This window comes from Duganella paludis (assembly GCF_054461335.1).
Genome location: NZ_CM136922.1, coordinates 4,239,240 through 4,253,107, shown reverse-complemented (window position 1 = coordinate 4,253,107; position 13,868 = coordinate 4,239,240). Strand labels below are relative to the sequence as shown.

11 protein-coding genes are annotated in these 13,868 nt (G+C 63.5%); 3 read left to right on the top strand and 8 right to left on the bottom strand.

The window, feature by feature from the left end; all coding sequences use genetic code 11:
• Positions 1–109: 109 nt before the first annotated feature.
• The 3 genes from ACXZ1M_RS18860 to ACXZ1M_RS18850 all read left to right on the top strand — a co-directional run bounded on the left by ACXZ1M_RS18860 (position 110) and on the right by ACXZ1M_RS18850 (position 3,813).
• Positions 110–1,324: a porin gene (locus tag ACXZ1M_RS18860; RefSeq protein ID WP_459049177.1), complete on the top strand. Its 1,215-nt coding sequence runs from the start codon at positions 110–112 to the stop codon at positions 1,322–1,324.
• A gap of 13 nt (positions 1,325–1,337) precedes the next feature.
• A complete protein-coding gene (locus ACXZ1M_RS18855) occupies positions 1,338–1,748 on the top strand; it encodes a type 2 periplasmic-binding domain-containing protein (RefSeq protein WP_459049176.1) in 411 nt (136 codons plus the stop codon).
• Between the two features lie 73 nt (positions 1,749–1,821).
• Positions 1,822–3,813, top strand: a complete 1,992-nt coding sequence (locus ACXZ1M_RS18850) for a sensor histidine kinase (protein ID WP_459049175.1) — start codon at positions 1,822–1,824, stop codon at positions 3,811–3,813.
• Here the strand turns inward: ACXZ1M_RS18850 and ACXZ1M_RS18845 are convergent.
• The 8 genes from ACXZ1M_RS18845 to ACXZ1M_RS18810 form a co-directional block, all read right to left on the bottom strand.
• On the bottom strand, positions 3,810–4,730 hold the full coding sequence (locus tag ACXZ1M_RS18845; RefSeq protein ID WP_459049174.1) for an alpha/beta hydrolase: 921 nt from the start codon (positions 4,728–4,730) through the stop codon (positions 3,810–3,812). The two genes, ACXZ1M_RS18850 and ACXZ1M_RS18845, sit on opposite strands and share 4 nt — an antisense overlap.
• A gap of 12 nt (positions 4,731–4,742) precedes the next feature.
• Entirely contained in the window at positions 4,743–7,376 is a 2,634-nt protein-coding gene (locus tag ACXZ1M_RS18840; protein WP_459049173.1) for a glycoside hydrolase family 3 C-terminal domain-containing protein, read from the bottom strand.
• 124 nt (positions 7,377–7,500) lie between these two features.
• On the bottom strand, positions 7,501–8,700 hold the full coding sequence (locus ACXZ1M_RS18835) for a GAF domain-containing sensor histidine kinase (protein WP_459049172.1): 1,200 nt from the start codon (positions 8,698–8,700) through the stop codon (positions 7,501–7,503).
• 93 nt (positions 8,701–8,793) lie between these two features.
• A complete protein-coding gene (locus ACXZ1M_RS18830; RefSeq protein WP_459049171.1) occupies positions 8,794–9,294 on the bottom strand; it encodes an aspartyl/asparaginyl beta-hydroxylase domain-containing protein in 501 nt (166 codons plus the stop codon).
• Between the two features lie 9 nt (positions 9,295–9,303).
• Positions 9,304–10,845 (bottom strand): tetratricopeptide repeat protein, encoded by a 1,542-nt coding sequence (locus ACXZ1M_RS18825; protein ID WP_459049170.1) that lies wholly within the window; start codon positions 10,843–10,845, stop codon positions 9,304–9,306.
• A gap of 264 nt (positions 10,846–11,109) precedes the next feature.
• A complete protein-coding gene (locus ACXZ1M_RS18820) occupies positions 11,110–11,961 on the bottom strand; it encodes a PEP-CTERM sorting domain-containing protein (protein WP_459049169.1) in 852 nt (283 codons plus the stop codon).
• A gap of 146 nt (positions 11,962–12,107) precedes the next feature.
• Positions 12,108–12,713: a hypothetical protein gene (locus ACXZ1M_RS18815; protein ID WP_459049168.1), complete on the bottom strand. Its 606-nt coding sequence runs from the start codon at positions 12,711–12,713 to the stop codon at positions 12,108–12,110.
• Positions 12,706–13,845: an aminotransferase class III-fold pyridoxal phosphate-dependent enzyme gene (locus ACXZ1M_RS18810; RefSeq protein WP_459049167.1), complete on the bottom strand. Its 1,140-nt coding sequence runs from the start codon at positions 13,843–13,845 to the stop codon at positions 12,706–12,708. The genes ACXZ1M_RS18815 and ACXZ1M_RS18810 overlap by 8 nt, the downstream gene beginning before the upstream one ends.
• Positions 13,846–13,868 lie beyond the last annotated feature (23 nt).

Below are 13,868 nucleotides of genomic sequence, written 5' to 3'. Positions count from 1 at the left end.
TCTGGGGAAATTCGTCTATGTTAATAAATGAATGCCCCATCCCTGCATTGCAAGAGCCGCAAAGACGGCAAAACTTCAGACAAACGATAACTCCCCTAGGACTGAACACATGAAAAAGCAACTTTTAGTAGCTGCCGTACTGGCTGCGACCGCGTCCCTGCAGGCGCAAGCCGGCGCCATGGACGACGGCAACCTGAGCATCAGCGGCTTCGGCACGCTGGGCGCGGCCAAGAGCAACCTCGACGAAGGCCAGTTCGCGCGCTACAACCAGGCCGAAGGCGTGGGCGACAAGGCCCGCATCGGCCTCGATAGCAACCTCGGTTTGCAAGCAACGTACAAAATCAACGACTGGCTGTCCGGCACCGCGCAGGTGCTGACCCGCAAGAACACCAGCCCGACCTTCACCACCGACCTGACCTGGGCCTTCCTGAAAGCCCGCATCAACGACGAGACCAGCGTGCGCGTCGGCCGCGTCGTCATGCCGATCTTCCTGATCTCGGACTACCAGAACGTCGGCTACGCCAACACCATGATGCGTCCGCCGATCGAGATGTACGCCCAGGCTCCGATTGAAAACGTCGACGGCGCCGACATCAACTACCAGCACGCCTTCGGCGATTTCAACTTCACCACCCAGGCCTTCATCGGCACTAGCCGCGGCAAGCTGTTCGTGGCCAACGGCAACACCGTCGCCACCTATCGCGCGCCGGCCGCCGGCATCAGCTTCAGCGGCGAATACGGCCCGTTCACGGCCCGCATCAGCCATGCCCGCGCCGACCTCAAGACCAACGACCTGACGCCGATCAACAACCTGACCAACACCCTGCGCGGCATCGGCTTCACGCAACTGGCCAGCGACATCAGCCTGGTGCAGGGCAAGAAGATCGCCTTCACCTCGTTCGGCGCCACCATGGACTGGCACAACATCGTGGTGCAGGCCGAGTACGCCCAGCGCCGCGCCAAGGAAGCCGTCTACATCCCGGACACCAACGCCTGGTACGCCATGGCCGGCTACCGCATCGGCAAAGTGCTGCCGTACTACTCGCACGCCGCCTACAGCGATGCCGGCCACTCGGTCGCGCTGCCGGCCACCTTCCCGAAAGCCGGCGTACTGGCGGCCACCGTCAACAACGTGCTGGCTTCGGCCGAGCAGAAGTCGGACCTGATCGGCGTGCGCTGGGACTTCGCCAAGTCGATGGCGCTGAAAGTGCAGGTCGACCGCATCAAGCCGGGCACCAAATCGGGTGCGCTGATCTTCGCGCCGGCCGCCGGCATCAAGAAAAATGTCACCGTCGTCGGCGCTGCGCTCGACTTCGTATTCTGATTAGGGAGGCGCTATGAAAAATCTGATGTCCACCCTGCTGCTGGCCGCGTTTGCTGTTGCCGCCCTGCCCGCTTCGGCGGCCGAAATCGTCGTCATCGTCAGCCAGAAGAATCCAGCGACCCGCATGTTCTCGGAACAGGCTTCGCAATTCTTCCTCGGTAAATCGAACCTGTTCACGCCGGTCGACCAGGCCGACGGCTCGGCCATCCGCAACGAGTTCTATCACAAGGTAGCGGACAAGGACGCGGCCCAGGTCAAAGCGCTGTGGTCCAAGCTGGTGTTCACCGGCAAAGCCACGCCGCCGAAAGAGTACGCCAGCAGCGCCGAGGTGAAGAAAGCAGTTGCTGCCGATCCGAAAGCAATCGGGTATATTGACAAGTCGGCAGTTGACGATACCGTCAAAGTAATCTTGACCCTGCCTTAATCCAGGTCGTCCTGCCAGCCTGCCGCGCCAGCCGCGCGGCAGGCGCGTGTGCTCCTGGCTTCGCCAACAAGGAGTGAACGTTTTGAGTCTTTCGTTACGCGCGCAGTTCCTGCTGCTCAGCGCCATTATTCAAGCGCTGGTGGTCGGCCTGCTGGTCTGGAACAGCCTGCGCCTGATGAACCACGCCGTCGGCACCAACGCCGAGCGGGTGGCGCAAGAATACGCGGTCACGCTCAATCTCTCCCTCAGTCCCTACGCCACACGCGGCCGCCTGCCCGAGCTGAACAGCTACCTGGCCGAAATGCTGTCCGACCCAGACGACAGCTTCCTGCGCTACCTCACCATTCTCGACGAAAACGACCAGCCCATCATCGCCGTGGGCAAGCGCGACATGGCGCTGCCGGCCCTCCTCAAGCAAGGCGGCGGCACCAGCTTCAAGGGCGTGCGCACCATCATCAGCGACGCCACCCTGCACGCGCGCTCGCCGCTGCTGCTGGCCGACAACCGCATCGGCAGCATCAACTTCGGCCTCACCACCACCGACCTGAAGCGCGCGCGCGACGAAGTGCTGCTGCAGGCCGGCATCATCTCGCTGATCGGCTTCGGCGCCGCCATGGCCATGTTCTACGTCTTCACGCGCGGCATCGGCCGCCGGCTGGAGGCGCTCACCGAAGAATCCGAGCAGATCGCGCTAGGCGACTACAGCAAGGCGCTGCCGGTGCACGGCGACGACGAACTGGCGGTCTTCACGCGCGCGCTCAACGCCATGAGCGCGGCGCTGCGCGAACGCATCGCCGCGCTGGAGCAATCGCAGCAGCGCCTGTCGGAATCGGAGGCGCGCTTCAAGACCCTGTTCGACATGGCGCCGTTGCCGCTGACGGTATCGGACCGCGACGGCCGCATCGTCGCCGCCAACCGCGCGCTGACGCACACCTTCGGTCAGGGCGCCGACCGCCTGATCGGCAAGCGCAGCGACGAAGTGCCGTTCTGGGCCAGCACCCAGGAGCGCGAGCGCATCTGGGCCATCTACCGCGACGAGGGCGCGGTGCACGGCGCCATCGCCGGCGTGCTGCTGCCGGACGGCAGCGTCGGCAGCGTGGCGATCTGGTCGTCCTCGCTGACGTTGGACGGCAACGGCGCCATCATCTGGGCCCTGCTCGACCTGACCGAAGAACTGAACGCCAAGCGCGAACTGAAAGACCTCAACGTCTCGCTGGAAAGCCGGGTGCGTGAACGCTCGGCGGCGCTGGAGCGCGCCAACGCCGACCTCAGCACGGCGCTGCAAACGCTGCAGCACACCCAGGATGAATTGCTGGCATCGGAGAAAATGGCCTCGCTTGGATCGCTGGTGGCCGGCATCGCGCACGAACTGAACACGCCGATCGGCAACAGCCTGCTGGCCTCGACCGCGCTGCGCGACCGCGTGCAGGAGTTCGACCGTCATGTGGTCGCCGGCGCGCTGCGCCGCTCCGAGCTGACGGCGCACCTGGAGGAAGTACGCATGGCCAGCGAACTGATCTCCGGATCGCTGCACAAGGCGGCCGAGCTGATCTCCTCGTTCAAGCAGATCGCGGTGGACCAGACCAACGACCAGCGGCGCGTGTTCAACCTGCTGTCGGCGGTGCACGACACCATCGCCACCTACATGCCGCGCCTGCGCCGCGTGCCATGCGAAGTGGTGCTGCAGATCCCGGCCGAGATGAGCCTGGACTCGTATCCGGGCGGCCTGTACCAGGTGCTCAACAACCTCATCAACAACACCCTGAGCCACGCCTTCGAACAGCAGGCCGGCGGCGCCATCACGGTGCGCGCGGACGCGGTGGACGGCGACACCATCGAGCTGGTCTTCAGCGACGACGGCTGCGGCATGAGCGAGGATGTGCTCAAGCGCGTATTCGATCCCTTCTTCACCACCAAGATGGGCCAGGGCGGCACCGGGCTGGGGATGAACATCGTCTACAACATCGTCACCGGCATCATGGGCGGCCGCATCACCATCGACTCCACGCCCGGCGCCGGCGCCACGGTGCGCATGCTGCTGCCGCGCACCGCGCCCCAACGTTAGCTTTTCTTCTTCAGGTAGCCGTGCATGTCGAGCCAGCGGGCGTAGGCGTCGAACCAACCGGTGCTGGTGGTGGTCTTGGGATACATACCGAAGCCGTGCCCGCCCTGCTCGTACAGGTGGAACTCCACCGGCCGCTTGGCCTTGCGCCAGCTGTCGACCAGGCCGTATTCGATGTTGCCGAACAGCGGATCGTCGGCGGCCAGCGCCACGAACAGCGGCGGCGCATCGGCCTCCACCTTGACCGGCGCCAGCGGGCCGTAGATGTTGGCGATGAAGGCAGGCCTGGCGTCCTGCCCGTGCAGCGCGGTCGCCATGGTCAGCATGGCGCCGGCGGAAAAGCCGATCATGCCGACGCGGTCGCTGTCCACCTTCCATTCAGCGGCACGCGCACGCACCAACGCGAAGGCGGCACGGGCGTCGGCGATCTGCGGCGCGAACGTCACCGCCGGGCTTTCCTTCGACGGCTCGCGCGCGGCGCGCGCACCGCCGGAAAACATCTCGGCCATGGCGCGGTTGAAGGCGTCCATGTCCTTCGGCGTCTGCACCAGGCGGTACTTGAGCACGAAGGCGGCCACGCCACGGTCGGCCAGCGCCTTGGCGACATCCCAGCCTTCGTTGTTCATCGACAGTGTGCGGAAGCCGCCGCCCGGCGCCACGATCACCGCCGCGCCGGTGGCCTTGGCCGGATCGGGCAGGAACGGCGTCAGCGTGGCCTCCGTGACGTTGCGCGCGAACACGCTGCCGTATTGGCTGTGCCAGCTTTCCTGCACCGTGGCGCCGGGCAGCGCGCCGGTGTTCAGCTTGATGGCGTTGGGCTGGGCCGGCGCCACGATCGGCGTCATCTTGTCGTTCTGCGCCATGGCGGGCGTGCCGATCAGGGCACACACTGCCAGCGCGATGGCTAGTTTATTTTGCATGGTCTCCTCCTGTTATTGTTCAAGCGCCACACTACGATTGAGCACCAGCACGGCGTCCTGCCCTGCCACGCCCGCACCCGGTTGACCCGAGCCCACGCTCAGCTTGTACTGCCCGGGGATCAGTTGCCGAGCGCCGTCGCGGGTGACAAAGCTCAGGTCGCGCGGCAGCAGACGGAAGCTGATCTGCCGACGTTCGCCAGGCTTGAGCGACACGCGCTGGAAGCCGCGCAGCGCCAGCCTTGGCGCACCTTCAAAGCCGGGCGGCGTCAGGTAGAGCTGGGCCACTTCGTCGCCGGCGCGCTTGCCGGTGTTGCTGATCTCGGTGGTGACCACCACGCCGTTTTCGGCCGCGCCATCCACCGGCGCCACCTGCAGCGGCGCGTAGCTGAAGGTCGTGTAGCTGAGGCCGGCGCCGAAGGCGTACACCGGCGTGCCGCTGTAGTAGCGGTAGGTGCGGCCCTTCATCGTGTAATCGTCGAACGGCGGCAGGTCGTCCAGGCTGCGGTAGAAGGTCAGCGGCAGGCGGCCGCCGGGATCGGCGCGGCCGGTCAGCACATTGGCCACCGCCAGCCCGCCGGACTGGCCCGGATACCACGCTTCCACGATGGCCGAGGCGTTGTTCTTGGCCCACGACAGGTCGAGCGCGCTGCCGTTCATCAGCACCACCACCAGCGGCTTGCCCAGCGCCTTGGCGCGCTCCAGCAGGCGGCGCTGGTCGGCCGGCAGGTCGAGCGAGGTCTTGTCGCCGCCGGAAAAGCCTTCCACCTTGATCGCCATTTCCTCGCCTTCAAGCTCGGAGGTCAGGCCCACCACGGCGACGATCACATCGGCATCGGCGGCGCCTGCCTTCAGGTCGGCTTCCTCATTGGTGGACACACGCTTCCAGAACAGGCCCGGCACGCCGGTGCCGCCGGTTTCCACATAAAACTCCAGCGGATAACGCTGGCCTTTCTCCAGCCGCACGTCACTCAACTGCAGCGGCTCGGCCCATTGCGAATAGTTGAGTGCCTCCACCACCGGCTTGCCGCCCACGGACAGCTTGCCTTTGACACCCGATACGCCGAGCCGGTACATGCCGCTCTCCGGCGCCATCAGGTAACCGCTCCAGACGACCTTGTGCTTGTCCTCCACCGCCTTCAGCTCAAGCGCATGCGACTCCAGGCCACGCTCGATGCTGGTGACCACTGGCTTGCTGTCGTACTTGCCATCCTTGCTGTTGAAGTATTCGGTGCGCAGGCCGGGCTTGCCGTCCGGCGTGCGCAGGGCTGTGGCGGGCACCGGGTCGCCGTCGGTGATCGACGGCGCCGCCGCCACCAGCCGCACCTGCGCCTGCGGCAGCACGCGGCGCAGGCCATCCACTACCGACACCGGCGGCGCCGATTGCGTCGATGAGTAATTGCCGCGCAGGACGCGGGTGGCGTCGGCCAGCGGGCCGATCACCGCCAGCTTCAGGCCCGGCTTGAGCGGCAGCACGCCGTCGTTCTTCAGCAGCACCAGGCTCTTGATGGCCGCCTCCAGCGCCAACTCCTGGTGCTTGGCGTTGCCGATGGCGCTGACCGGCACCGGCTTGCCGTCACGTTGCGGCAAACCGGCCAGGTCGCCGTTGCGGTAGCGCGCCGAGAATAGCCGAACCAGCGCCTGGTCGATATCGCCCATGCCGATCAGGCCGCGCTGCCACGCTTCGCGATAGCGCGCGCTCAGGTTGGGCACGTCGCCCAGGGTCTTGGTGTTGCACTCGTTGTCGGTGCCGGCCTTGAGCGCGACGGCCACGGCGGCGGCCGGATCGGGCGCGTACTTGTGCTGTTCCGAGATGTCGGTGACGGCGTCGCAGTCGGATACCACGTAGCCCTTGAAGCCCCAGGCGCCGCGCAGGTACTGCTTCATCAGCAGCTCGCTGCCGCAGGCCGGCTGGCCGTTGATGCGGTTGTAGGCGCACATGATGGAACCGGCCTTGGCGTCGACGATGGCGGCGCGGAAGGCCGGCAGATAAGTGTCTTCCAGGTCATGCGGGGTGACGAACACGTCGGCATAGTGCCGCGTCGATTCCGGGCCGCTGTGCACGGCGAAGTGCTTGGGTGTTGCCACCACGTGCGGCAGGTCGGGATTCGGCCCCTGCATGCCCTGGATGAAGGCCACGCCCAGCGCGGCCGTCAGTTTCGGATCTTCACCGTAGGTTTCCTGGCCGCGTCCCCAGCGCGGGTCGCGGAAGATGTTGATATTCGGCGACCAGGTGTTGAGACCGGTGCCGATCTTGCCCAGATGCCCGGTGGCGCGGCCCAGCGTATGCAGCGCGCGCACCTCGACGCCGATGGCCGAGGCCACCTGCTGCACCAGCGGCGCGTCGAAGCTGGCGGCCAGGCCTATCGGTTCCGGGAAATTGGTGGTCGGCACCGGCCCGAGCGCGCCGTGCAGCGATTCGGTCCACCAGTTGTAGGCCGGAATGCCGAGACGCGGCACGGCCGGCGCCACGTTGAGCAACTGCTCGATTTTTTCGTCGAACGTCAGCTTGCCCACCAGCGCCCGGGCCTCGGTTTCGGCCTGCTGCGGCGCCTCGGCGGCGCCGGCAGAAACCGGCAAAACCGCCGCCAGCATCAACGCGCAATATTTTCCAGCACGACCTGTCCGGCCGGTCTTTTCATCTCGCATGTTAGTCTCCATGTTATAGCGGCTAAAAATGTTTGCGATAACATTTAGCCAGTGCAGAGACTGTAGTGCGGTAATTAGCTAGAAACCAATAACTTTTTCAGCTTCATCGATATCGAAAAGGATATCAGCGCGCCAGCGCGCGGCGTTCGATGAAGTCGCCGGTGCGGGCGCGGTAGCTAAAGGTGGTGGCGCTGTCGGACGACACCACTTCCAGCATGCCGCCGTGGGAGATGGCGATTTCGGAAGCGATGTACAGCCCCAGCCCCAAACCCTGGCCGCCGCTGCTGTCCGAACGCCAGAACGGCTTGAACAGCTGGGCCTGGACCTCGTCCGGAATCGGCTGCCCGGTATTGGTGACGGACAGTTCGACAATGCCGTTCGACACGCTCAGCTTGACGACCACGGGCGACGACGCACTGCCGTGCACGATGGCGTTCTTGAGCAGGTTGGACAGCAACTGCACCATGCGCGGCGCATCGCACAGCAGCGCCACGCCGGTCGGCATGTCGGCGATGATCTCGCGCTGCGGGTGCACGTTGCGCAGCTCATCGATGGCCTGCTGCAGCGGCCGTTCGAGACGGTTTTCATGACGCAGGTCGAGCGCGATGCCGCCGCCCATGCGGCCGCGCGTGAAGTCGGTGACATCGTCGATCAGCGCGGCGATGCGCTGGCTGCTGCGCTGCATGGTGTCGAGCAGCGGCGTGAGCGATGCCGGCGCGTGGTGGCGCAGGATCTGGGTGCCGTTCATGAGCGTGCTCAGCGGCGTTCGGATATCGTGGCCCAGCACGGCGATGAATTGCTCGCGCATCCTGGACGTCCTCATCTCATCGCTGAGCGCCGCCTGGGCTTCATCCAGCACCACCTCCCTCGCCAACTGGCGGCTGATGAGTTCCGCGAACAGCACCAGCGTGTTGCTCGTGGCCGAACGCGTCAGTTCGGCCTTTTCCGGATCGAGTCCGCACAGCGTGCCGAAGTACTCGCCGCCGGGACGGTGCAAGGGAATCGAGAAATAACTTTGAAAGCCGTAGATCCTCGGCGTGTGATGGTCGCGATAGCGTTCGCTGTCGCACACCGAATCGATGATGATGGCGGCGTCCGTGTCGCGCACCTCCTCGCACAGCGTGGTGGTCACATCGAGCGCGTCGCCGATCTTCAGCCCGAAGCCGAGCTTGTCGAGCACGGCGCAGGTATGCCAGGTGTCGGCCGTCACCCGCGCGATGCAGACAAAGCGCAGCCCGGTCAGTTCGGACACCGCCTGCAATATCGTCGGCACCGCGCTGATCTGTTCTATCGTCGCAATGTCCACATCCAACGTCTGTAGCATAGTCGCTCCCGCTCCACCATAAAAAACCCCGCAAGGCCTACATCTTACGGGTTTTCATCTGCCGACATCGCGACTTACGCCAAGCGGCATTTTTTATGGCAAAAAATCGAGGAGCAGGACCACCCGACGCGCCGGAGTGCGGTTCCAGGCTGCGTGTTCGAGCCGGTCGTCGAACACCAGCGCGCGGCCGGCATCCCAGGCGCGGATTTCGCCGCCCACCGTCAGGGCGCAATCGCCGTCCGGCACTTCGAGTCCAAGGTGGCAGCGCAAGAACTGTCCCGGCGCACCGGTGTGCGGCTTAATCACCGTGCCGGGCTGTAATACGGAAAACGCCACCGCACCATGCGAAGGAATCAGTGATTCAATCAAGGCATAGGTGAAGGGGCAGCGACTCTGCATACCTTGCAGCGGCTCGCGGTGCGGCAGGTTCCACAGCCCGAACACTTGCCAACCCTCATCGTAAAGCTTGCGCTCGACATAGTCGCTCAGCTGGTGCTCAACCGCCAGGAATTCCGCGTAGATGCGCTCCCAATGGTGCTCCAGCGCGGCCGTGAAGGCAAATTCTCCAGGGGAATAAAAAGCGGTAGTGGACATGGCCGGTGCTCAGGCGCCACTGCGGGCAGACCACGCGTCGTAGATCGCATCGGCCATCGAACTGCCTCCCGTCTTGGCGGCGACATCGAGCAGGGCAAATGCTTGTTTGACACGCAGCGCAAGCTGGGCCAAGCCGACCGCATCGTGCAGCAGCCGCACGGCCGTGTCGCGGTAGTCCGCATGACTGGTGGTGCACAACTCCGCCAGGCCCGCCGTTTCCAGCAGCAACGGATCGACCAGCGCCGACAGGTCGCGGCCCTTGTAGCAAAGCAGGGGCACGCCGAGACTCAAGGCATCCATGGCGGTGTTGGTGCCGCCAAACGGAAAGCTCTGCAACACCAGGCTGCACTCGCCCAGCTCGCGCATATAGTCGGCGTAGCTCGTCGTTTCGAACACCAGCGCATCGGGGAACTTTTGCTTCAGGCGCGATTCGAACGCAACTTTCGCGCCGCCACGCAGATTGGGGAAGAAGCGCAGCGTCGTGCCCGCCGGTGCGGCCGCTTGGATCTGCCCAACCATGTCGAGGAAATCCGCATTCAGCTTCATGAAGGCGGCATTGACGCCAATCACGGGCGCCGTGCCCACGTCCTGTGCATCCTGCACGCGGCTGCCGGCAGGCGGCACCGGCAGCGGCTGGCGGCCATAGGTGATCAGCGTACCGTAACCTTCCGATGGATCGGGCAATAGTTTGTCGAACACCACGGTGCCGTCGATGGTGTCGCTGCAGACTGGCGATGGATGTCCGACCGAGGCCAGTTGCAACGGCGCCAGCCGCAACAGCGACAGCGAGAACGTCCACAAGCACATGCCCACACTCGGGTAGAGGATGACGTCCGGACGCGACGCCTGCACCAGCTGCGCCAGCACGGCGACGTCGCGCTCTTCGGGCGGGAAATAGCTGACTTCATCGGCAATCGTCGCATGTTCCGGGCACCTGGTAGGCAGGTCGGCCAACAGGGTTACGTGGAAGCGCGTTTGCAGCTCGGCGATCGCTTCCGCATAGCAGCGGTACATCGCATGCTGCGGAAAGAATAATTCGGATACCACGGTCAGGCGTGGTTTGACGGCAGCGGGCACGATGGCCGCCGGCCGTGGGACAATCTGGCGCAGCATGTGCGAGGCCTGCGCCACGATCGCACGCTTGGCGCGGTGCTTGGCGTCCGTGTTCAGATAGCTGACGGCGAACGCCGACATTTGCAGCTGCTGCAACATGCCTGGAAAGAAATCGACTGGGGGCAAGTGGACGACCCACTCCGCCAGATGGTTCAGGCTGGCGGCGCGCTCGGCCTCCATCGGCTCGTCATCCAGCGCGACGATGCCAAACAGCGCGGCCGTTTGCATGTCCTTGTCGGCCCACTGTTGCAACGCTGCCGGCGTGACGCAGGTAGCATCGGCCAGCAAAGCCAGCTTGCGCTGTTTCCAGTAAGGTAAAGCCGTGACCGATGTGTAAGGCGCCGGCCCGGCGAGCTTGAGCGCGCCGGCGATAAATACTACCGGGTCGCAATGCAGGCAACTGGCAATGGAGCGGATGGCGCGGCGAACCGCGAGCAAGCGCAATTGACTGAGAGGGTCGCTGATCGATGCTTGCGCAACCCAGTTGCGCAATTGAAGAAGGAGCTCTGCGGACTCGGCCTCGGAGAGGCGCGGCGCATCCCGCAACCACCTACCGCTGATCAGGCCCTCAAAAACGAAACGGTGAAAGCGATCGCTGCTGCTGCGACTCGCCTCCACAATGGCCCGCACATCATCACTTGTCACGCTTGCTCCCCTGCACGCCAAGGACCAGTGCCAGCCTTGGCATGGTCCACTGGAACATCACGCCGACTTGCGGCGGCGTGCAACGTAGCCGAGCATCCCGAGCCCGCCCAGCATCATCAGCAGGCTATCGGGTTCAGGCACCGACGATACCGGGGTGACGTCGAGTTCCAATTGCGCCGAGTTCAACAGCAGATCTCCCCCTACGTTCAGCGAAAAGCCGAGTGCGCCGGAGCCGGTCAATTGCTGCAGCAAGTCTGCATCGGTGATCATGCCCGACACCACGAACGAGCCATTGGAATGAACGACCGTGGTAGTAATGTTGTCGAAGTTGTTTGCGTAATACGTTTGTTCGTAGGCGGGTTGGTAGCCGGTACAGCGATTGCCGCAGCTATAGTAATAGCCTGAGGTAACATAATGACTGTCCAGGCTTTGGCCTTTGTTGATTTCAGTGCTGACGTAACTTGTGGAGGCCGACGTCGAACCTTGTCCGCCAGCAGCATTGTTTGCACCGAGCGTCACCTGAACGCTTTCGCCAGCCTCTACCATCTGTTGAGTGTAATACTGATGAACCGTGCGCTCGTACACATACGCAGTGCCACCAATGCTGCTGTTGTAAGAAGACGAGACAAAGTTATAAGCTGAACTATCACCGCCGACATTCAAATAAGACTGCTGGACCAAGCCGTCCACATCGTCGCTGAAGGAGAACGAGAAACTGGCGCTGTTGATCTGAAATTGTGCCGGCAACACGGAACTGCCATTGAACTGGCCGCTATACACGCCATCTGCCAGATAGCTGCTGGACAAGCCGGTAGCGTTCAAGGACACGGTATTGGCATTTGCACTGGCGCAAGTGCCGAGGGCAAGAGCGGCAGCCAGGACCGACAAACGGAATTTCGTAGTTTTCACAGTAGTCTTTCAGGGGAGATAAAAGTTGCCTTGATGAAATAATTAAGGCCGATTTAATAATTCTACAGTGAGATTACATTTTTGAAAATAAAAATGTTCTATATTCACATTAGCCGATGCCATGAGCCAACATTATCCAACCGTGGCTATCCCAGAATTTGCAAGCTGTCGCGCGCCGCCGCAGCGTGACGCACATAAGCCGGCACCCGGCGCACGACGTCGCGCGGCGTGCGAAAACACGCCTCGTGCGGCTTGTCGGATTCCCCTTCCACCAAGCCCATGCCACGGTTGAGGCGCAACGCCCGTGCGTGGCTTCGGTTCGCATACGTTACCAGCACCTTGCCACCAAACACCTCCAGCGCAAGATAAGCCGCCCCCACGCAAGCCAGCGCCGGAACGATGGTTCGTTGCTGAAGGTCGATAAATATGACGCCCACCTCGATTTCGCCTGCCGCAGGCAGGTTTTTCAGCACGATAAAACCGAGCGGCTGCTGCTGCCGACGGACGATAAACAGCAAAGTCTCGCCCCCGACCAGATTGGCGTCGGCCCACGCAAGGTGACGCTCCAGATCGAGCGGACTGGGGTCCGGCATGAAAGTGCGGACACTGGGATGGTTGCGCACGGCAAACAGATCCAGTCCATCGCCTTTGGCGTATTGGGTGAACTCCACGCCTCCCATCGAAAAACGCAGGCGGCGCCCGCCGGCAAGCCAGGCATGCAAGCCGGCTTCCAGTCGCATCGATTCACCCATGTCCGGTCAACTCCTGTTCCAGCACTGCGGCCAGCACACTGCAGGCGCGATCCAGATTGGCAGTATCTATCGTCATTGCCGGCAGCAAGCGTAAAAAACGGCCATAGTAACCAATGCAAACACCGCGCTGATAGCTTTGGCGCACGATTTCAGCCGCCATGCCGGCGTCGGGAAGTTCGACAAACCATAAGGCGCCACATCCACGCAGCACCACGTCGCGGCGTCCGCGCAGCCAGCCCAGATGGGCCTCGAAGCGTTCCGCGATGGCGGCCACCATCGCCTTGCAGTCCAGGGTGCCAAGCACGCCGAGCGTGCTTTCCACGGCGACACAGGCAAGCGGGTTGCCGGAGAAGGTGCTTCCCTGCAGCATCTTGGGGGTGATGGCGATATCGGTCCGGACGAACAGTCCGGCGACCGGAAAACCATTGCCGCAGGCTTTACCAAACAGCACAATATCTGGCACCAAGCCATGCGCTTCGAAGCGGAAACAAGGGCCGGTTCTGTAGAACCCGGTCAGGATTTCGTCGCAGATCAGCAAGGCCCCATACCGTTGCACCAACAATGCGAGGCCGGCGTAGAAAGCACTGGAAGCTTCCCAACCGCCATTTGATCCTTGCAACACCTCCAGGTAGACCGCTCCGACCGTGCCATCCCGCAGCCGTTGTTCCACCTCGGCCAGAATCGCATCCTCGGCATGGGTGTCGACGAACGGCAAGCGATGCAGGTGAGGCAGCACCAGGCCATCCGCGTTATCCCAGCTCAAGCCGGCAGTGGCGGTGGACTTGCCATGCATGCTGCGCGCAAAACCGATCAGGCCGTTGCGGCCGGTGTGCGCACGGGCGATCCGCATCGCGAACTCGGCCACTTCCATGCCGGTCGAATACAGGCCGGCGCTGCGTAGATGCGGTGCGCAGAAAGGCTGCAATGCGGCTTCGGCACTTGCGCCGGCCGCGTGACGCAAACCGCCAAGCGACCACGGCTCGGTCACACGAGCGCTCATGGCGGCCACCACTTCGGGCCGGCAATGCCCCAGCCAGTTGGTGCCGTAGGCGGAAAAGAGATCGATCAGCTCATGGCCGCTGTCTGTCCAGAGCAGATCGTTGCGCGCGCGCGTTATCAGAGGAATAGTCATATCGCTAGTTCCGACATAAAAAA

Coding starts and splice junctions, on each gene's coding strand:
- ACXZ1M_RS18860 (WP_459049177.1), top strand. CDS start 110: ATGAAAAAGCAACTTTTAGTAGCTGCCGTACTGGCTGCGACCGCGTCC.
- ACXZ1M_RS18855 (WP_459049176.1), top strand. CDS start 1,338: ATGAAAAATCTGATGTCCACCCTGCTGCTGGCCGCGTTTGCTGTTGCC.
- ACXZ1M_RS18845 (WP_459049174.1), bottom strand. CDS start 4,730: ATGCAAAATAAACTAGCCATCGCGCTGGCAGTGTGTGCCCTGATCGGC.
- ACXZ1M_RS18840 (WP_459049173.1), bottom strand. CDS start 7,376: ATGCGAGATGAAAAGACCGGCCGGACAGGTCGTGCTGGAAAATATTGC.
- ACXZ1M_RS18835 (WP_459049172.1), bottom strand. CDS start 8,700: ATGCTACAGACGTTGGATGTGGACATTGCGACGATAGAACAGATCAGC.
- ACXZ1M_RS18830 (WP_459049171.1), bottom strand. CDS start 9,294: ATGTCCACTACCGCTTTTTATTCCCCTGGAGAATTTGCCTTCACGGCC.
- ACXZ1M_RS18815 (WP_459049168.1), bottom strand. CDS start 12,713: ATGGGTGAATCGATGCGACTGGAAGCCGGCTTGCATGCCTGGCTTGCC.
- ACXZ1M_RS18810 (WP_459049167.1), bottom strand. CDS start 13,845: ATGACTATTCCTCTGATAACGCGCGCGCGCAACGATCTGCTCTGGACA.